Raw genomic sequence first — 18,492 nt, 5'->3', positions numbered from 1 at the left:
GTGGCACCGGCGGACGGCATGTTTAGCTGGGACCATTCCCACGACGGACATTCAACGAAAGCCCGATGATCGCAAGAAACCTGTTCCCGACGATGATCCTGTGCCTCTTGACGGCACTTCCCCGCACCGGCCACGGCGCAACATTGGAGGTCGCGGCATCGAACCCGATCGCCGAAAGCTGTGCCACCGAACCGCTGGTGCGCAATTTCGCCGAATTCATCTTGCCGTCGCACTGCCGCTACGGCGACCGCGACATGGGGCTTGCGGAGTTCTCTGAAATCCTGCGGCCGCACGCGGACATCCCGTCCTGGGATGGCAGCGACCTGCCCACGGTCTATGGCCAATACAGCGCGCTGTTTTCCAACGACGGTTCTTTCGGGCCGATGGAACGGCACCTGTTCGCCGCGGTGCAGACGCTGAATTTCGGGCGCCTGATCCGGTTGACGGGCAAGATCGAACGCGGCGACGCCGAAGCGTTGCGCGCGCTGCTGACACGCGGGGACATTCTGAATTGCGTCAGCGACGGCTTTTGTCCGCACAGCGCCACGCTCAGCCTCGACAGCCCGGGCGGCAGCCTTGCCGAGGCGCTGAAACTGGCCGAAGTCGTGCGGGAGTTCCAGCTGGTAACCCTGCTCGAAGACCGCGCCACCTGCGCTTCGGCCTGCATCTTTCCCTTCGTCGCGGGCTATACCGACTACGCCGGGGACTTCCACCCGCGCCGCTTTGCCTTTGCCAGCGCGAAGATCGGCGTGCATCAACCCTCTGTCGATGTGCCGGACGGCAGCTATGATGCCGAACAGTTGCGCACCGCGCTTGGCCTGATGGATATCGCCAAGTCAGAGGCCGTCCGGCAGTTCCTGTCCGCCCGGATCGACATGAGCGTGCTGCGCCAGATGTACGACACCCCTGCCAGCCGGCTGAGCTTTCTGTCCCAGGGCCGCAAGGCGCGGATCGCCAGCCTGCTGGGACGTGGTCCGCTGGTCGCCTCCTCGGTGTCGCGCAGGCTTGCGCTCGATGTCTGCGCCTCGGCCTTCGAGGCCATGGGCGCACCGCCGGTGCCCGACCTTCTGCGCAACCTGCGCAGCGGCGAAGACAGTTTCGTCACCTTCACCGATACGCTGGATTTCGCCTGTTACGCCGCGCGCCTGCCGGACAATCGCTGGCACGTCGATATCTGCGAGACCCAGGACTCGTGCCACCTGGTCTATTGCACCGGTTTCGCGCCGGAGTATGGCTCTTGCCCGCTGTTCGGCAACAATCTTTCCCCCGAAGACATGGGGGAATACGACAGGTCCGGCCTGGTGCGGGCGGTCTTCGCGCTCAGCCGGTCGCGGCTGCTGCGGCAGGCGCGGGTGCAGGCGCTGGACCACTTTGCCCGGATCCCGGAATGGGCCCGGGACAGCGACGATCCGTTCCTGTCCGGCCCGGCAGAGGTCCTGGCCCTGCCCAGCGAATTTTGCGGCATGGTCGATTTCAACGATCCGGCCATCGCGGCAGAGCTTCAGACCCGGTTGAACGCGGCCGGTTTCGACGCGGGACCCGCCGATGGCCTGCCGGGGCGCAAGACGCTTGCCGCGGTCGCCGAGGCCAATTCCGCGCTTCTGGGGCGGGTCGGCACGACCCCCTCTTCAGAGTTGTTGATCGCGCTGGGGGCGGCGCCGGACGAGGTGACCCGCAAGGCGCTTTGCGCCGACTAGGGTCAGGGGGTCTTGTCCAGGCTGGCCAGCCAGCCATCGACCCGCGCCTTGTTCACCCCCATGTCCGACAGGCCAAAGCGTAGCCGGCCCCAGATGCCGATCTGGCCATTCTCTTGCCGGACGGTGGTGTAATCGGGAAAGCCGAACCACTTGCTGCGGGTGACGTAAGTGACAAAACCATCCCGGGCGCTGCCCGCCAGGACACGGGTGCGCGGTGTGGCGCGGATGATTGCGTCCAGCGCCTCCATCCGTCCCGGTTCCGCCGGCAGCCTGCGACGGACACCATCGGCCAGGTCCTGGTTGGCGGTGACATGCGGATCGACATGCCACTGCGCCACCGCGCTCGGGGCGAACCGGATCCAGGCCAGCGCCGAGAGGGTCGCCAGAATGATCAGCCACAGCACCAAGCGCCCGCGTCCCTTCCTGCGTTTCATGTTCATCCGCCGTTGTGCCCGTCCCTTTCGGGGCGCGTCAGTGACCCGCGCGCTTCGCCGCCCCCAGAAGGCAGAGAATCTCTGTCGCCACATGTGCCCCGGCGATTGCCGTTGCCCCAGTGGTATCAAACGGCGGGCTGACCTCAACCACATCGCCGCCGACGAGGTTGATCCCGGCGATTTCCCGCAAGGCAACGGCCGCCTGATGGCTGGACAGCCCGCCCCAGACCGGCGTTCCGGTGCCGGGGGCAAAGGCCGGGTCCAGCCCGTCGATGTCAAAGGTCAGATAGGTCGGATGGTCGCCCACAACGCCCTTGATCCGTTCCGCCACACGATGCGGGCCGATCTCGTGCACCTCGCGGGCGTCGATGATCGTCACGCCCAGCGTATCGGGATTGTCGGTGCGGATGCCGACCTGTACCGACCGCGACGGATCGACATAACCCAGCTTGATCGCCTTGTACATGAAGGTGCCATGGTCGATGCGGTGGAATTCGTCATCCTGCCAGGTGTCGGTATGGGCATCGAACTGGATCACGGACATCGGCCCGAACTTTTCGGAATAGGCCTTGAGGATCGGCTGGGTGATGAAATGGTCGCCGCCCAGCGTCACCGTCCCCACACCCTGCGCCAGCAGGCCCGCGATATGGGCATGCAGCGCGGCCGGAAAGGCCGCGACATCGGCGTAATCGAACGCCAGATCGCCGTAATCGGCAATCGCGAATTCCTCGAGCAGGTTGAAATCCCAGCCATAGGGCTTGTCCACGGTCTGCAGCGCGCTGGCCTCGCGGATCGCGCGCGGGCCAAAGCGGGTACCGGTGCGGTTGGTCACCGCCTGGTCGAACGGCACGCCGGTCACCGCGAAATCCGCGCCTTTCAGGTCCTTGGTGTATTTCCGACGCAGGAACGACGGGGCGCCGCCGAACACGTTTTCAAAGCTCAGCCCTTTCAGATCGTCGCGCGTGAAAGCGTGGTCGATCTGGGTCTTGGCGTCTTCCAGTGACATCTGTGGTCCTTACTTGAGGGGAAGCGCGGTTTCGATCAGCCGCGCGAAGAAAGAGGCGCCCACCGGCGCGATCTCGTCGTTGAAATCATAGGCGGGGTGATGACAAACGGCGGTGTCGCCCTGCCCCAGGAACAGGTAGGCCCCTGGCCGCGCCTCCAGCATGTAGGAAAAATCCTCGGCCGCCATGATTGGTTCGGACTTTGCGTTCACCCGGTCTTCGCCGACCACTTGTTTCGCCACCTCGGCGGCAAAGGCGGCCTTTTCGGGGTCGTTGACCGTGGCCGGATAGCCGCGTTCGTAAACCAGCGTGGCCTCCATGTCGAAAACCTTGGCCTGATGGTCGACGATCTGAGTCATCCGGGCCTCGGCCAGGTCGCGGATCTCGGGCTTGAAGCTGCGCACGGTGCCGACGATCCGGGCCGTGTCCGGGATGATATTTGTGCCGGATCCAGCGTGAATTTGTGTAACCGTGACAACCAGTTGGTCCAGCGCATTCACGTTGCGGCTGACGATGGTCTGCAACGCCTGGACCATGGCCACGGCGGGCATGATCGGGTCCTTGGTCTGGTACGGCATCGCGCCGTGGCCGCCGACGCCCTGAATGTCGATCCAGAAGGTATCAACCGCCGCCATCAGCGGTCCGGGCGCGGTGCCGATGTGGCCGGCTGGCTCGCCCGGAGCATTATGAATGCCGTAGACTTCCTTGATATCAAAGCGATCCATCATGCCATCTTCGACCATGATGCGGCCACCGCCTTCGCCTTCTTCGGCGGGTTGAAAGATCAGCGCGACCTTGCCCGCGAAATTCCGCGTCTCTGCCAGGTAGCGCGCAGCGGCGAGTAGCATGGTGGTGTGCCCGTCATGGCCGCAGGCGTGCATCTTGCCCGGCGTGTTCGAGGCATAGGGCAGCCCGGTGATTTCGTCCATCGGCAGGGCGTCCATATCCGCGCGCAACCCGATGGTCGGCCCGTCGCCATGGCCTTCGATGATCGCCACCAGCCCGGATTCCGCAATCCCCTCGTGAATATCGGTGATCCCGAATTCCTTCAGTTTTTCAACGACGAAGGCAGCGGTCTTGTGACAGTCCAGCCCCAGTTCCGGGTTCTGGTGGATATGGCGGCGCCAGCCTGCCATTTCCTCGGCCCAGCCGGCGATACGATTGATGACAGCCATTAGGCGACCTCCGTTCCATTGCGTTTTTCGACCAGCCGCGCCAGGAAGGATGCCCCGATCGGCGCGGCCTCGTCGTTGAAGTCGAATTCCGGGTGATGGACCGACGGCCCGACACCCTGCCCGAGGAACAGGAAGGCGCCCGGGCGGGCATTCAGCATGAAGCTGAAATCCTCTGACCCCATCTCGGGCGACAGGTCATCGACGACGCGCGTCGCCCCCGTCACCTCGCGCGCGACCTCGGCGGCAAAGGCGGCCTGCTCGGCGTGGTTGATCGTCGCCGGGTAGTCACGCTGGTAATGCAGCTCTGCCTTGACACCATAGGTCGTGCCGATGCCTTCCACGATCTCGTGGAACCTTTGTTCGACCCGATCCTGCAAGGCGGCATCGAAACTGCGCACCGTGCCCGTCAGCGTCGCCTTTTCCGGGATCACGTTGAAGGCGCTGCCGGAATGCACCTGCGTCAGCGACACCACCAGCGATTTCAGCGCATCGGCATTGCGCGCCGGGATCGACATCAGCGCATGCCCCAGCGCCAGTGCCGCCGGGATCGGATCGACACAGTCCTGCGGATAGGCGGCATGGCCGCCCTTGCCCGTCAGCGTGATGGAAAAATCGTCCACCGCCGCCATGATCGGCCCCGGCGTGGTGCGCAGCATGCCCAGATCGGCAAAGGGATCGGTGTGGATGGCGAACACCTCGTCCACCCCGAAGGTGTCCATGATGCCCTCTTCGACCATCAGCCGCCCACCGCCGATGATTTCCTCTGCTGGTTGAAAGATCAGCACGGCCTTGCCTCTGAATCGGCGGGTCTCTGCCAGGTAACGCGCGGCGCCCAGAAGCATCGTCGTGTGTCCGTCATGCCCGCAGGCGTGCATCCGCCCCGGCACGGTCGAGGCCCAGTCCGCGCCCGTCGCTTCGTCCATCGGCAGCGCGTCCATGTCGGCCCGCAGGGCGGTGACCGGCCCGTCGCCCTGCCCGTTGATCACCGCGACAACCCCTGATTCCGCGATTCCGGTGTGGATTTCATCCACCCCGATCTCGCGCAGGCGTTCGACCACGAAGGCGGCGGTGCCATGACAGTCCAGCCCCAGTTCGGGATGCATATGAATATGGCGGCGCCAGGTTTTCATATCCTCGGCAAAGCCGGCGATGCGGTTGAGAACGGGCATTGGGTGGACTCGCGTGAAAAGATCGGACATCCCCATGGGAACACGAAACGAAAGGCAAGGGCAATGAGTGACACGCTGATCCACGATCCCAAAGGTGGAATGCCACGGCTGCTGGAAATCATGCGCCGCCTGCGTGACCCCGAAACCGGCTGCCCCTGGGATATCGAGCAGGATTTCGCCACCATCGCCCCCTACACGATCGAAGAGGCCTATGAGGTCGCCGATGCGATCGAGCGCGAGGCCTGGGACGAGCTGAAAGGAGAGCTGGGCGACCTGTTGTTCCAATCCGTGTTCCACGCCCAGATGGCCAGCGAAAGGGGGTTGTTCACCTTTGACGAAGTGGCCGACACCATGTCGGACAAGATGGTCGCGCGGCATCCGCATGTCTTTGGCGACGAAAGCCGCGACAAGTCAGCCGAACAGCAAACCCGCGACTGGGAAACCATCAAGGCCGCTGAACGCGCATCCAAGGCCCGACAAGGCGTGCTGGACGACGTGGCGCTTGGCCTGCCGGCGCTCTTGCGCGCGGTAAAGCTGCAAAAACGCGCGGCGCGGGTCGGGTTCGACTGGCCGTCGACCGACGAGGTGATCGACAAGATCGTCGAAGAAGCGCAGGAGCTGCGTGAAACCTCCAGCCCCGAGCACCGGTTCGAGGAATTCGGCGACCTGCTGTTCGTCATGGCAAATCTGGCCCGTCACCTGGATATCGACCCAGAGGCCGCCTTGCGCGCCGCCAATACCAAGTTCACCCGCCGGTTTGCCTATATCGAGGCGGCGCTGGCCCGCGACGGCCGCCGCCCCGAAGACAGCGACCTTGCGGAAATGGATGCGCTTTGGGATGCGGCCAAGCTGACCGAGAAGGGCTGATCATTAGGTCCGCACTCTCCCTTGCACACATCCGAAACGAGGCATACATTTTCCCCGTAAAGGCTAACCTCAGATACAGGATAAAGGGATCGCCGGAATGCCAATGCAGGCCCATGAAATCGAAGCGCTGCTGCGTGAAACCTTTCCCGATGCCAAGATCGTCGTCGAAGGCGACGACGGCGTGCACATGTCCGCAATGGTGGTCGACGAAAGCTTTCGCGGCCAGAACCGCGTCCAGCAGCAACGCGCGGTCTATGCCGCGCTCAAGGGAAAGATGGACGGAGCCAATGGTGAACTGCACGCGCTGGCGCTGACCACCAAGGCCCCTGAATAACCCCCTGACCAAACAAGACACAGGCCGCGACTGCGGCCCCGCAGAGAAAGACGACACATGACCGACGCAAAGACCCGGATCGCAGAGACCGTCAGCACCAACGATGTTGTTCTGTTCATGAAAGGCACGAAAGAGATGCCGCAATGTGGCTTTTCCAGCCGCGTGGCCGGGGTGCTGACCTACATGGGCGTGGATTATGCCGATGTGAACGTGCTGGCAGACGACGCCATCCGTCAGGGGATCAAGGATTTCTCGGACTGGCCGACCATTCCTCAGCTTTACGTGAAGGGCGAATTTGTCGGTGGCTGCGATATCGTCACCGAGATGACCTTGTCGGGCGAGCTGGATCAATTGTTCGAAGACAAGGGCGTGACCTATGACAAGGCCGCCGCCGACAAGATCCGCGAAGCCAACGCCTGATTCCGTTGAATTGATCTGACACATCACGGGGCGCCGCCTGACCGGCGGCGCTCCTGTGATCCGTTCCATGGCCATAGCGAAAGAATGTCAGTCCAGGCCGGAAGGTGTGGATTTGTCTTCGATCTCTTGTGCCAGCGCTTCGGCTCGGGCCGCGATCTCTGCCAGCGAATCCGTCACGCTGGCGGGCACGACCGGCACCTCGATCCGTTCGGGCGGCGGCGGCGGCAAGTCACGGAGGTCGCGCAATTCGTCCAGATACTGCGCCGCGCGATCTTCTGTCTCGCGCAGGCGGTCTTCCAGGCCCGCAGTCTTGTCGGCCAGCATCAGGCCCGCCATCAACAACATCCGCGCCTCGGGCACGCGCCCGATCTGGTTGACCAGCACCTGGGCCTCGTTGTCGAGCATCTTGGCTGCGGCAAGCAGGTAATGTTCCTCGCCTTCCTGGCAGGCAACTTCGAAGGTGCGGCCACCGATATGGATCTCGATCTCGGGCATCAGGCCTCCTCCCCCGTGTCTGCGGTTGCATCGGCTTGGCCGGCGTTGGTCAAGAGCGGTTTCAGCGCCCCCATGACCCCGGCCAGCTCTGCGTTTTCCGCCGCGCGCTCGGCGCGCAGGCTTTCCAGTTCTGCCAGCAGCGACCGGTTGATCAGGTGCGGATCGGTGTTGTTGGCCTCTGCCGCGCCACGCAGGGCGACATTGTTTTCCCGCAGCAGATCGCAGGCCTGACGCAACCGCTGAAGTTCCATGTCCAGCCGGGCGATGGTGCTGTGCTGTTCACTGACCTGAGTCTCAAGAGCAGCGACCTGGCTTTCCTGCTTTTCGCGGATCGCGCGCACGCGCTCTTCCAACTGGGCATTGGCGGTGCGTTCGTCTGCCAAAGCCTGGCGCAGCGCCTCAAGCTCTGCGGGATCGGCCTGGGGCGGCGGCGGGTCTGCCCGGGCTGCGGCCAGTTCTGCCTCCAGCCCTTCGACCCCCTTGCCGATCCGGTCGAATGCCGCGGCGATCCTGCGCTCCAGTTCGTCGATCTGAGTCATGCCTGTCCCTTGCCTGCTCGCGCCTGCTGTTGCCCCGGTATCCTGCGCGAATCGCACCCGGAGGCTTTCACGATCCATTTTAGCAACCGCAAGCGCAAATTGCGCCCCTTTTGGCATCAAGGCCTTAGGCGGCAAGCTTGATCTTGTGCCCGACCCTGCTATTGAGCGCTAACACCCACGCAACCGCAAAGGAGCTGCCCCGTGGATATCGCAGCACTTCGTTCCAACCACCCCGATCACTGGATGCGCGCCACCGCCATACGCGCGCTGGCGCTTGACGCCGTGGCGCATGCCAATTCCGGCCATTCGGGGATGCCGATCGGCATGGCCGATGTGGCCACCGTCCTGTTTTCGGAACACATGAAGTTCGACGCCAAGCGCCCGGACTGGCATGACCGCGACCGGTTCATCCTGTCGGCGGGCCATGGCTCGATGCTGATCTACGCGCTGTTGTATCTGATGGGGGATGCGCAGGTTACTCTGGACGAGGTCAAGAACTTCCGCCAGTGGGGCGCCAAGACCGCAGGCCACCCGGAAAACTTCCTGCTGAACGCGGTGGAAACCACCACCGGTCCGCTGGGCCAGGGGATTTCCATGTCCGTGGGCTTTGCCATGGCCGAGGAAATGCTGCGCGCCCGCTTCGGCAAGAAGCTGGTCGATCACCACACCTACGTGATCGCGGGTGACGGCTGCCTTATGGAAGGTGTGAGCCAGGAAGCCATCGGCATCGCCGGGCGGCACCAGCTGTCAAAGCTGATCGTCTTCTGGGACAACAACAACATCACCATCGACGGTCGCGTCGACCTGTCGGACCGCACCGACCAGGTGGCGCGTTTCAAGGCCAGCGGCTGGCATGTGCAGGAAATCGACGGCCACGACCCCAAGGCCATCAGCGCCGCGATTGCCGCCGCCAAGGCCAACCATGCGCCCTCGATGATCGCCTGCAAGACCCATATCGCCCTTGGCCACGCCGCGCAGGACACCTCCAAGGGGCACGGCGCGCTGACCAATGCCGACCAGAACGCCGCCGCCAAGGCGGCGTGGGGCTGGACCAGCCCGGCCTTTGAAATCCCCGCCGAGATCAAGACCTGGTGGGAAGCCATCGGCACCCGGGGCAGCGCCGACCGCGACGACTGGGAAGCGCGGCTTGCCAGCACCTCGTCCATGCGGCAGGCGGAATTTGCCCGCACCATGGCCGGAGAGGCGCCCAAGCGCCTGCCCGCCACCATCCGCGCGCTGAAAAAGCAGATCAGCGAGGCCGCCCCGAGCGTCGCCACCCGCAAATCGAGCGAAATGGTTCTGGAGGTCGTCAACCCGATTGCCCCGGAAACCTGTGGCGGCTCGGCTGACCTGACCGGATCGAACAACACCAAGACCGGCGACATGGGCGTCTTTGACGTGGACAACCGCAAGGGCCGTTATGTCTATTGGGGTATTCGCGAACACGGCATGGGCGCGGCGATGAACGGCATGGCGCTGCACGGCGGCATCCGCCCCTACGGCGGCACCTTCATGGCCTTTACCGATTACGTCCGCCCGGCGATGCGGCTGGCAGCGCTGCAGCACATCCCGACGGTGTTCGTGATGACCCATGACTCGATCGGCCTGGGCGAAGACGGCCCGACCCACCAGCCGGTCGAACACCTGGCGATCAGCCGCGCGACGCCGAACACCATGGTGTTCCGCCCCGCCGATACGGTGGAAACCGCGGAAGCCTGGGAAATCGCGCTGATGTCGCAGGAGACGCCGTCGGTCATGGCACTGACCCGACAGAACCTTCCGACCGTCCGGACCGAGCACAAGACCAGGAACATGGTCGCGCAGGGCGCTTATGTCCTGGCCGAGGCCGAGGGCAAGCGCCAGGCGATCCTGATGGCGACCGGCTCTGAAGTGGAAATCGCGCTGAAAGCGCGCGACATCCTGCAGGCAGAGGGCATCGGCACCCGTGTGGTCTCCATGCCGTGCTGGGAACTGTTCGCCCAGCAGGATGAAGCCACCCGCCGCAAGGTCCTGCCCGCGGGCCCGGTCCGCGTCGGGATCGAGGCCGCGGTAGAATTCGGCTGGGATCGCTGGCTGGTCGGCGAACGCGGCCGCCGCGAAAAATCAGCCTTCGTCGGGATGAAGAGCTTCGGTGCGTCGGCCCCGGCCGAGGTGCTTTATGAAAAGTTCGGCATCACCGCAGAGGCCGCCGCCGAGAAGGTGCGCCAGCTTCTGGCCGGCGACTGGCAGGCGGCACAGGCTTGATCCACGTCACACGGACCTGACCGAAAGGGCCCCGCTTCGGGGCCCTTTTTGCATCGCGCGCGGACAAGCCGTTGCATTCCCCTGCCCCCGGTGGCACCCAAGAACAAACCAGCCGAAGGAGCGCCGCCATGGCAGAGACGATCTATATCCTCAACGGTCCCAACCTGAACCTGCTGGGCAAGCGCCAGCCCGAGATTTATGGCTATGACACGCTGGCCGATGTCGAGGCCGCCTGTGCCGAGGTGGCCGAAGCCGCGGGGTATGCCATCCGCTTGCTGCAATCGAACTGGGAAGGTCAGATCATCGACTGGATCCACGAGGCGCGCAACGACGCGGTGGGAATCGTCATCAACCCGGCCGCCTTCACCCATACTTCTGTCGCCGTTCTGGATGCGCTGAACACGTTCGAAGGGCCAGTGCTCGAGGTGCATATCTCGAATGTGCACAAGCGCGAAGCGTTCCGCCATCATTCCTATGTATCGCTGCGCGCCGACGGGGTCATCGCCGGGTTCGGGACGGAAGGCTATGCCTTGGCGGTGCGACGGATGGTGTCTCTGCTGGGCTAGGTTCGACGGCGATTTTTCTTCGAAAAACCGATGGGGGCTCTGCCCCCTCGGCCTGCGGCCTCTCCCCCGAGGTATTTGGAAAACCAAAGACATTATCGGGTGGAACACAGCGGGACGTGCCGCAAATTTCCAATTTGATGCCGCCTGTCGGCTTTCGCTTTTCACCGACCGGCTTATGGTACGCCGCAAAGAGCGGTTTTCAGGAGCGATCATGAGCAACGATCCCTTGGTGGTCTTCACCCCGTCTGGCAAACGCGGACGGTTCCCGGTGGGCACGCCGATCCTGACCGCGGCGCAGCAACTGGGCGTCGACCTGGATTCGGTCTGCGGCGGACGCGGCATTTGTTCCAAGTGCCAGATCACCCCGTCCTTCGGTGAATTTTCCAAACATGGGGTCACCGTGCATGCGGATGCATTGTCCGAATGGAACGTGGTCGAAGAGCGCTACAAGTCGAAGCGTGGGCTGAAAGCCGGGCGGCGGCTGGGCTGCCAGGCGAAGGTGATGGGCGATGTGGTGATCGACGTGCCGCCTGAAAGCCAGGTGCACCGACAGGTCGTACGCAAGGCCGCCAGCGCCCGCGCGATCCAAATGGACCCCGCGGTGCGGCTCTATTATCTTGAAGTCGATGAACCTGACATGCACGAGCCCACCGGTGATCTGGAGCGGCTCAAGCGTGCGCTGAAGGCCCAATGGGATATCCCAGAGATATCCACAGAGTTCTCCTCAATTTCACTTTTGCAACAAAAACTGCGGGCGGGGCACTGGAAAATCACCGTCGCCTTGCACAAAGACCATTCCAGCGCCCTGCCAAAGCTGATCGCAGCGTGGCCGGGCCTGCACGAGGCCGGGCTGTATGGGTTGGCCATCGACCTTGGGTCGACCACCATTGCCGCGCATTTGACCGACCTCGAAACCGGGCTTGTCGTGGCATCGTCGGGCATCATGAACCCGCAGATCCGCTTTGGCGAAGATCTGATGAGCCGGGTGTCCTATGCGATGATGAACCCCGGCGGCGATGCCGAAATGACCCGCGCCGTGCGCGACGCAATCGACACGCTGGCGCAGGAGATCGCCGCAGAGGCCGGGGTGGAGATGACCTCGATCCTGGAACTGGTGTTTGTCTGCAACCCGGTGATGCATCACCTTTTGCTGGGCATCGACCCGGTGGAGCTGGGGCAAGCCCCCTTTGCGCTTGCAACCTCTGGCTCGGTCCGACTGACGGCACGGGAACTGGATCTGCGGTCGCTGCCCGCCGCCGCGCAGATTTATGTTCTTCCCTGCATCGCCGGGCATGTTGGCGCCGACGCCGCGGCCGTTGCGTTGTCGGAGGAACCCGGCAAATCTGACGATCTTGCGCTGATCGTTGACGTTGGCACCAACGCCGAGATCCTGTTGGGCGACAAGACCCGCGTGTTGGCCTGTTCTTCGCCCACTGGCCCGGCCTTCGAAGGCGCGCAGATCAGTTCCGGCCAACGCGCCGCGCCCGGCGCGATCGAGGCGGTGCGCATCGATCCGGCGACCAAGGAACCGCGTTTTCGGGTGATCGGGTCCGAGCGGTGGTCGGATGATCCCGGCTTTGCCGATGCCGTGGCCGCGACCGGCATCACCGGTATCTGCGGTTCGGGCATTATCGAGGCTGTCGCGGAAATGCGTATCGCGGGCATCCTGGATCAATCCGGGCTGATCGGCTCGGCAGAACAGGTTGGCAGCCCCCGCTGTCTTCCCGAAGGTCGCACCCACGCCTACATGCTGCATGATGCCAGCGCCGAGGGCGGTCCAATCATCACGGTGACCCAGGGCGATATCCGTGCGATCCAGTTGGCAAAATCCGCGCTTTATGCCGGGGCGCGGTTGCTGATGGACGAACGCGGGATCGAAAAGGTCGACCGCGTTGTTCTGGCGGGCGCCTTTGGTGCGCATATTTCACCGCTGCATGCAATGGTGCTAGGGATGATTCCCGACGTGCCGTTGGACAAGGTCACCAGCGCGGGCAATGCCGCCGGAACCGGCGCGCGCATCGCGCTCTGCAACGTTGCTGCGCGGGCCGAGGTGGAACGCATGGTGGGCGAGATCACAAAGGTCGAAACCGCCATCGAGCCGCGTTTCCAAGAGCATTTCGTGAATGCGAGCGCGATCCCCAACGCGGTCGAGCCTTTCCCGGAACTGGCGCAGATCGTGACCTTGCCGCAGGTGTCGTTCAACACCGGGGGCGATGGCGAAGGGCGTCGACGTAGACGCCGAGGTTGAGGCTGAGGTTGAAACGCTGTGCGCCCCTGGAGGGATCAGCAGTCGCACCTTAACTAAGGCAACGCATTAGGCTTTCGAATTAAGTCATTTATATGTATCAATAATCCTTCTCGAAAAAGATTCCCAGAGAGGTTTCGCCATCGCCGCCCAAAGTGCCCTTTGCGGTAACGTTTGGGCTCAGGTCGATGTTGAGTGTCACATCGGGTCGGCCCTCTTGCCGGACCGTGACACCGGTATAAACCTTCTCGCTGATATACTTGCCTGCGGTCACCTCGGTCTGGCCATCGGTGCCGGTGCTGATGTCCAGATCATCCAGCCCGAACCCTTCGCGCAGGCGCCCGATCACGCCCTGTCCGCCGCGACCCGCGAGCGTCGCTACGGCGCTGGCAAGTTGCAGCGCCTGGAACGGCGTGATCTGCGAAAGGCTGCGCCCGAACAGTAGCTGCGACAGGACTTCGTCCTGGGGCGCTGCAGGATCGGACAGGAACTGCACATCCGGTGACGATGCCCGCCCCGAGACCACGACACTGGCATTGCCGGCGTCTGTGGCGGTGCTGGCGACGAACCGGATCGACGGATTGAAATCGCCCTGCAACTGTACGCGGCCCTCATCAAGCACGAACCGACGGCCGAGGATATCCAGCCGTCCGCGGATCAGTTCCATCCCGCCGGTCGAAATCAGCGCGTCGCTGGTGCCCGATATCACCAGACGCCCGCCCAGCTCCGCATCCAGCCCGCGGCCGCGCACGAACACTCGAGACGGCGCATTGATGACAATATCCATCGGGTATGGCGGTCCCATCGGCCTGGTGTCGTCAGTCGCAGCCCGACCGACCCCGGCACGGTCCAGCGTGCGCGCCACCGGCCGCGTGGCGTTCAGGTGCGTGACTTCCGGCAGCGGTGAAAGCGCCGAAAGGTAGGTGTTGGGCAAGGTGATCCGTGTTTCGCCCAGCGTCAGCCGTCCGGTGATCCTTGCACCGCCGCTCAGCGCGCCACGGATTGCTGCGGCGCCATCAATCGTGGTGCGGTAAAGCTGCGGATCGACAGCCCCGACAGAGTTGAACTCCAGCGACAGGTTCGCAGGGAAACCCGGTGACGTGCTGACCGTGCCGGACAGCGACAGGCTCCCGCCCTCTTGCGGTGCAGCCCGAAGCGCAACCGTCGCCGTGCCTTCTGCAAGACCGATCGTGCCTGCCACGTCACGCAATGCGATCCGTTCGCCGGGCGATACAAGGCTGCCCCCCCGCAGCGTCACCTGCCCGCGCAACGCCCGCAGCGTCGTGTCAGTCAGCGTCAGCTCGAAATCGGCATCGCCCTGCGCGCTGCGGGGCGCGATGGATGGGTTCAGCAAGCCCAGTGGGGCCTGGCCGGTGGCCGACAGGGAAAGATCAGGGGCCACGGCACCTTGCAGCCGGGCCGACAGTCCGGCGGGACCTGCCAGCGTGGTGTCGGTGCGCAGTGTGCCGTTTGTGTCCTGAACCGTCCCTTGCAACGACACCGGACCGGAAAACGGCATGCCCAGCGATGCAACATCGGGCACATTGGCACGATAGCTTGCCGACAGGCTGCCGTGCAGGTCGGCCTCGGCGCGCCCCGTCAGGCCATAAGGGCCGGTCAGATCGGTTGCCACCTGCCAGCCACCACCGTCCATCGTGGCACGGCCGTCGGCGGTGACCGCACCGCGGTACCCCGGCACAAGCAGGCCGACATCGCTGAGGCTCAGGCCAAAGACGACCGCCCCTTGGGTCGAAGACAGCCGGCCCTCGGCGCTCACTCGGGCCTGATCGGTTTGGACCAGAAGATCGCGCAGCAAAACCCCGGTTTCATCGCGGCGAACATCGGCGCGCAGCGTGCCCGGCCCGCGAAGGATCTTGTCGGCTTGCGCCTGGTTGATCGACAGGTCGGTGGTTTGGCCCGACAATTGTAGATCGGCGATGCCGTCAAGATTGGCCATACCAGCCAGGCGCAGCGTGGCGCCACCTTTCACAGGGCGTGAAACAAGGCCGGAAAAGCGTTCAATGTCGGTTGTTTGAACACCAATATCAAAGTCCACCTGCGGTGTGCCGGTCAGACCCGAAAACGTCGCGTTGCCATCAAGCGCAAGGCCATCCCCGTTCAGCCGAAGTTGCGAGATGCGCAGCGGGCCGGCTTCGGTATAGGCAAGGTCCATGTGGCCGGAAATGTCGCGACCAAGTGCAGACATTACATCAGGATTTCCCCGGAACCCATTGGCAGAGAAAAGAAACGACCCGGAAACAGACCGCAGAGCCCCAAGCGTGGCTTGCAATGCCCCCTGACCGGTCATCAAAAGCCGGTCCATCCCGGAACCATCGCGGGATACATCGCTGAGTGCGATTTCAGCGCGCCAGTTCTCGCCCTTGGCGCGCGCATAATCCAGCACCATGTCGGCGGACTTCACCTGCGTGGCAGGCCCTGAAACCGGCAGGCGCACGTAGCCGCCCGCCGGATCGGCCATGCGCAGGGTCAGGTCCAGACGTTCGGGCCAGAACGCGGCGTCGAAAACCGCGCCGCCCCGTGCCTGAAGCGCGGCAGAACTGAGCACGAAATCCTCGAGTGCAAGACCACCAAGGGCAGGTTTGGTGCCGGTGGCGCGCAGGCGGATGTCCTTGCCGAAAAACGGCTGGAACGGCAGCGCGAATAACGCCGTAACATCGCCCGACAGGTTGGTGGCAAAGTTCAGGTCGCCGTTCTGGGCGCTTTGCAGCGTGAAAGTCCCGGTCAGGCGCGATGTGCCTTCGGTTGCCAGTTGCAGGCTGGCGTCGAAGTCCCGCAGCGTGCCATCGCCCTTGACCGTCAACTCAATGTCGGGCGCATCGGGGATTTGCAACAGCGTCACCGCCAGGCCGCCTGCGCCCTCTGTCAGGATGATATCGAAATTCAATGCCTCGGTGGCATTGTCAAAAGCTCCGGCGATCGAAAAATCGCCGGGGGCATCGCGCCGTGTGGCGGACAGTTTGACCGTGCCCTTACCAGCCTCCAGAGCCAGTTTCGCAGTCAGCGACAGCCGTGCGGCCTGCCCCGTCACCGGTGCGCCGATGGTGATGGTGGTGGCGCTCAGCTGTCCGATGTGCACAGATACCGGCAGGTCCGGCAGGCGGAACCCTTGGGCTTCGGGCGCGGGCAGCCCCCCCGTTGCGGGGGCAGATTCGGGCAGGCGCGACAGGTCGATCGATTTGGCCGACAGCTTGTCGATTTCGATCTCGCCACGCAGCAGGGCGCTGCGGGTCCACTGCATCTCGATCCCTTGCAGGGTCAGCCAGATACCCTTGGGGTCGGCGATGGTGATCTTGTCGATGGTTGCGGTGGAACTGAGCGCACCGGCAAACCCTTCAATCCGCACGGTCCGCCCGTCGCCACCAAGCGCGTCTTCCAGCAGCCCGGCGATATAGCCGCGATCCTCGCGATCCTGCGCGACAGACGCGAAAGGCCAAAGCAGAAGAACCAGAACCAGCCAGCGCATCAGAACGCCTGCCCGATGCCGATGTAGATTTGCACGCCTTTGCCACCGCCAGTGAGAGGGGTTGCCACGTCCAGCCGGATCGGCCCGATACCGGTGTCATAGCGCAGGCCAAGCCCGGCGCCCGACTGCCAGTTGCCGGTGCGCCCATCCGGGACAGTTTCCGGCCCGATATAGCCCTGATCATAGAACCCGACGACCGACAGCTTGTCGGTGGCGTTGACCCTCAACTCCGCAGAAATGCCTGCGAAGGACCGGCCGCCGCTGATCTTGCCCGAAGGCAAGGTGACGCCCAGCGACTGATAGCCATGGCCGCGCACCGTGCCTGTCCCGCCGGAATAGAACAGCATTTCTGAAGGGCTGCGCGCCGTGCTGGCACCACTGACGCTGCCCAATTGGCCCCGCACGGCAACGGTCATACGGTCCCCGATGCCGCGATAGCCGCGCAGGTCCAGTTTGGTCTGAAACCCGCTGTCAACGCCGGTAAGTCCGGCAAACGGCGTCAGGTCGACGCGCCCGAACCAGCCGGTTCTCGGGTTCAGACGGTTGTCACGCCCGTCGTATTCCGCAGCCAGAGGAAGGCTGAGCAAACGATAGTCCCGGCGGCCGAAGGCATCATTGACGCGCGCGCTTTCATAGCCGATCCCGCCGGTAAAGGTGCGCTTTCGGTCAGCCCGGAACACCAGCCCGGATTCCAGCGTTACCCGATCCAGCTTATAGGCGACCTCGTCCAGGCTCTCGATCCCGGCAGAGGCATAGAAATCAGTGCGCGCATTGAACGTTGCCGGCCGGTCGAACAGAACCCCCAGCGTATAATCAACACCACCGGTATCGCCGCCGATGCCGCGGATCTCGCCGTCGATGCGCAGTCGTTCGGCCCCGCCCAAAAGATTGCGGTGCAGCCAGAAAGCGCTGAGTGTCAGGCCCTGCCGCGACGACAGCTCCGCGCCAAATCCGATGCGGCGCGGTTTGCTGTCGACGACCTCGATTTCGATCGGCAGGTTGCCGTCAGATTGCAGGGTATCGCCCTCACGCAGATTTGCGGCGCGGAATGTTCCGGTACGGCGCAGCCGTTCGGCCGCATCTTCCAGCGCCTCGGGCGAAAAGACCCGCCCCTCCGGCAGGCCCGCAATGGCTTGAACCCGTTCGGGGCGCACAGTGGTCTGACCTGTGACCGTCATCTTGCCAAACCGCAGCGCGGGGCCCGCGTCGATGCGGATGGTGGCATCCAGCCGCGCCGCACTGTGGCGCGCGGTGATCTGCTGATCAACGACCTGTGCCTTTGCATGGCTGGCGTTGCGCCAGTCCATGATCGCCTGATCTGCAGCCTCGCGCAGGACCGTTGCGGCAGCGGTCTGGCCGCCGACAAAGCCTTCGGGTGGGCGGCTGCCCGGTGCCAGCGGGCCAATCCGGGCGGTGCCGAAAGTGAAGCGTGGGCCGGGATCAACCGTCACCACCGCGCGGACGACACTGTTCGGGGGGCTGAGCGGGGCGATTTCCGCCGCCTCTCGCCCATCCAGCCGGATGCTGATCGTCGGCCCGTAGTACCCCCTGTCATAGAGCGCGCCCAGGACCCGGACGTAATCAGCCTGTGCGGCAGCCAGCACTTCCTGACCATCTGGACGGTCCTTGCGGCTTTCAAGTTCCGTCAGCAAGAGCACCGCCGAAACCGCATCGCGCGCCGCGCCGGACAGCGAGGGGGCCGACAGTTGAAGGTCAACCGCCGAAGCATTTGTCGCGGACAGGCTCAGGGTCAGGACCACGCTGGCCGTAAGGGGGAGGCGGCGCAAGATATCGGGTTCCGTTCGCTCGTTTTCCTCAA

The 18,492-nt window shown here is 64.1% G+C and carries 15 protein-coding genes; 7 read left to right on the top strand and 8 right to left on the bottom strand.

Annotated elements, in window-relative coordinates; genetic code table 11:
• The first annotated feature begins 65 nt into the window (after positions 1 to 65).
• Positions 66 to 1,697: a hypothetical protein gene (locus VK792_RS04985; RefSeq protein WP_326296250.1), complete on the top strand. Its 1,632-nt coding sequence runs from the start codon at positions 66 to 68 to the stop codon at positions 1,695 to 1,697.
• A gap of 2 nt (positions 1,698 to 1,699) precedes the next feature.
• Here the strand turns inward: VK792_RS04985 and VK792_RS04980 are convergent, their stop codons facing one another.
• The 4 genes from VK792_RS04980 to VK792_RS04965 are packed head-to-tail and all read right to left on the bottom strand — an operon-like array spanning position 1,700 to position 5,479.
• Positions 1,700 to 2,131, bottom strand: a complete 432-nt coding sequence (locus VK792_RS04980; protein ID WP_326296249.1) for a DUF1499 domain-containing protein — start codon at positions 2,129 to 2,131, stop codon at positions 1,700 to 1,702.
• 37 nt (positions 2,132 to 2,168) lie between these two features.
• Complete coding sequence (gene speB / locus VK792_RS04975) at positions 2,169 to 3,137, bottom strand: agmatinase (protein ID WP_326296248.1); 969 nt, start codon at positions 3,135 to 3,137, stop codon at positions 2,169 to 2,171.
• Positions 3,138 to 3,146: 9 nt separating this feature from the next.
• Entirely contained in the window at positions 3,147 to 4,310 is a 1,164-nt protein-coding gene (locus VK792_RS04970; RefSeq protein ID WP_326296247.1) for a M20 aminoacylase family protein, read from the bottom strand.
• The gene (locus VK792_RS04965; RefSeq protein ID WP_326296246.1) at positions 4,310 to 5,479 is read right to left on the bottom strand and encodes a M20 aminoacylase family protein; all 1,170 of its coding nucleotides are present in this window, start codon (positions 5,477 to 5,479) and stop codon (positions 4,310 to 4,312) included. The genes VK792_RS04970 and VK792_RS04965 overlap by 1 nt, the downstream gene beginning before the upstream one ends.
• A 63-nt stretch (positions 5,480 to 5,542) precedes the next feature.
• On the opposite strand from VK792_RS04965, the gene mazG reads away from it, so the two are divergent.
• The 3 genes from mazG (at position 5,543) to grxD (ending at position 7,100) form a co-directional block, all read left to right on the top strand.
• Positions 5,543 to 6,346, top strand: coding sequence for a nucleoside triphosphate pyrophosphohydrolase (mazG, locus tag VK792_RS04960; protein ID WP_326296245.1), 804 nt, complete (start codon positions 5,543 to 5,545; stop codon positions 6,344 to 6,346).
• Between the two features lie 97 nt (positions 6,347 to 6,443).
• Entirely contained in the window at positions 6,444 to 6,680 is a 237-nt protein-coding gene (locus tag VK792_RS04955; protein WP_326296244.1) for a BolA/IbaG family iron-sulfur metabolism protein, read from the top strand.
• 57 nt (positions 6,681 to 6,737) lie between these two features.
• Positions 6,738 to 7,100 carry a Grx4 family monothiol glutaredoxin gene (gene grxD, locus VK792_RS04950; RefSeq protein WP_326296243.1) on the top strand — a complete coding sequence of 121 codons (363 nt, stop codon included), beginning with the start codon at positions 6,738 to 6,740 and terminating at the stop codon, positions 7,098 to 7,100.
• Positions 7,101 to 7,187: 87 nt separating this feature from the next.
• Here grxD and VK792_RS04945 read toward each other — a convergent pair whose 3' ends face one another.
• The gene (locus tag VK792_RS04945) at positions 7,188 to 7,595 is read right to left on the bottom strand and encodes a cell division protein ZapA (RefSeq protein ID WP_326296242.1); all 408 of its coding nucleotides are present in this window, start codon (positions 7,593 to 7,595) and stop codon (positions 7,188 to 7,190) included.
• The gene (locus tag VK792_RS04940) at positions 7,595 to 8,134 is read right to left on the bottom strand and encodes a hypothetical protein (protein WP_326296241.1); all 540 of its coding nucleotides are present in this window, start codon (positions 8,132 to 8,134) and stop codon (positions 7,595 to 7,597) included. Before VK792_RS04940 ends, VK792_RS04945 begins: the two co-directional genes overlap by 1 nt.
• Before the next feature lie 201 nt (positions 8,135 to 8,335).
• On the opposite strand from VK792_RS04940, the gene tkt reads away from it, so the two are divergent.
• The 3 genes from tkt to VK792_RS04925 all read left to right on the top strand — a co-directional run bounded on the left by tkt (position 8,336) and on the right by VK792_RS04925 (position 13,192).
• Entirely contained in the window at positions 8,336 to 10,378 is a 2,043-nt protein-coding gene (tkt, locus tag VK792_RS04935) for a transketolase (RefSeq protein ID WP_326296240.1), read from the top strand.
• 128 nt (positions 10,379 to 10,506) lie between these two features.
• The gene (aroQ, locus tag VK792_RS04930) at positions 10,507 to 10,944 is read left to right on the top strand and encodes a type II 3-dehydroquinate dehydratase (RefSeq protein ID WP_326296239.1); all 438 of its coding nucleotides are present in this window, start codon (positions 10,507 to 10,509) and stop codon (positions 10,942 to 10,944) included.
• A 211-nt stretch (positions 10,945 to 11,155) separates the two neighbouring features.
• Positions 11,156 to 13,192: an ASKHA domain-containing protein gene (locus VK792_RS04925; protein WP_326296238.1), complete on the top strand. Its 2,037-nt coding sequence runs from the start codon at positions 11,156 to 11,158 to the stop codon at positions 13,190 to 13,192.
• Between the two features lie 97 nt (positions 13,193 to 13,289).
• On the opposite strand, the gene VK792_RS04920 is transcribed toward VK792_RS04925, so the two are convergent.
• Both VK792_RS04920 and VK792_RS04915 read right to left on the bottom strand, forming a co-directional pair.
• Complete coding sequence (locus VK792_RS04920; protein ID WP_326296237.1) at positions 13,290 to 16,673, bottom strand: translocation/assembly module TamB domain-containing protein; 3,384 nt, start codon at positions 16,671 to 16,673, stop codon at positions 13,290 to 13,292.
• A complete protein-coding gene (locus tag VK792_RS04915; RefSeq protein WP_326296236.1) occupies positions 16,673 to 18,460 on the bottom strand; it encodes an autotransporter assembly complex protein TamA in 1,788 nt (595 codons plus the stop codon). The genes VK792_RS04920 and VK792_RS04915 overlap by 1 nt, the downstream gene beginning before the upstream one ends.
• Between the last annotated feature and the right edge of the window lie 32 nt (positions 18,461 to 18,492).

Origin of the sequence: Mesobacterium hydrothermale (assembly GCF_035818635.1) — a bacterium.
GTDB classification, from domain to species: Bacteria; Pseudomonadota; Alphaproteobacteria; order Rhodobacterales; family Rhodobacteraceae; genus Mesobacterium_A; species Mesobacterium_A hydrothermale.
Note: the sequence above shows the minus strand (reverse complement) of the source record. Positions and strands in the feature narration are given on the sequence as shown.

Coding starts and splice junctions, on each gene's coding strand:
- VK792_RS04985 (WP_326296250.1), top strand. CDS start 66: ATGATCGCAAGAAACCTGTTCCCGACGATGATCCTGTGCCTCTTGACG.
- VK792_RS04980 (WP_326296249.1), bottom strand. CDS start 2,131: ATGAAACGCAGGAAGGGACGCGGGCGCTTGGTGCTGTGGCTGATCATT.
- speB (WP_326296248.1), bottom strand. CDS start 3,137: ATGTCACTGGAAGACGCCAAGACCCAGATCGACCACGCTTTCACGCGC.
- VK792_RS04970 (WP_326296247.1), bottom strand. CDS start 4,310: ATGGCTGTCATCAATCGTATCGCCGGCTGGGCCGAGGAAATGGCAGGC.
- VK792_RS04965 (WP_326296246.1), bottom strand. CDS start 5,479: ATGCCCGTTCTCAACCGCATCGCCGGCTTTGCCGAGGATATGAAAACC.
- mazG (WP_326296245.1), top strand. CDS start 5,543: ATGAGTGACACGCTGATCCACGATCCCAAAGGTGGAATGCCACGGCTG.
- VK792_RS04955 (WP_326296244.1), top strand. CDS start 6,444: ATGCCAATGCAGGCCCATGAAATCGAAGCGCTGCTGCGTGAAACCTTT.
- grxD (WP_326296243.1), top strand. CDS start 6,738: ATGACCGACGCAAAGACCCGGATCGCAGAGACCGTCAGCACCAACGAT.
- VK792_RS04945 (WP_326296242.1), bottom strand. CDS start 7,595: ATGCCCGAGATCGAGATCCATATCGGTGGCCGCACCTTCGAAGTTGCC.
- VK792_RS04940 (WP_326296241.1), bottom strand. CDS start 8,134: ATGACTCAGATCGACGAACTGGAGCGCAGGATCGCCGCGGCATTCGAC.
- aroQ (WP_326296239.1), top strand. CDS start 10,507: ATGGCAGAGACGATCTATATCCTCAACGGTCCCAACCTGAACCTGCTG.
- VK792_RS04925 (WP_326296238.1), top strand. CDS start 11,156: ATGAGCAACGATCCCTTGGTGGTCTTCACCCCGTCTGGCAAACGCGGA.
- VK792_RS04920 (WP_326296237.1), bottom strand. CDS start 16,673: ATGCGCTGGCTGGTTCTGGTTCTTCTGCTTTGGCCTTTCGCGTCTGTC.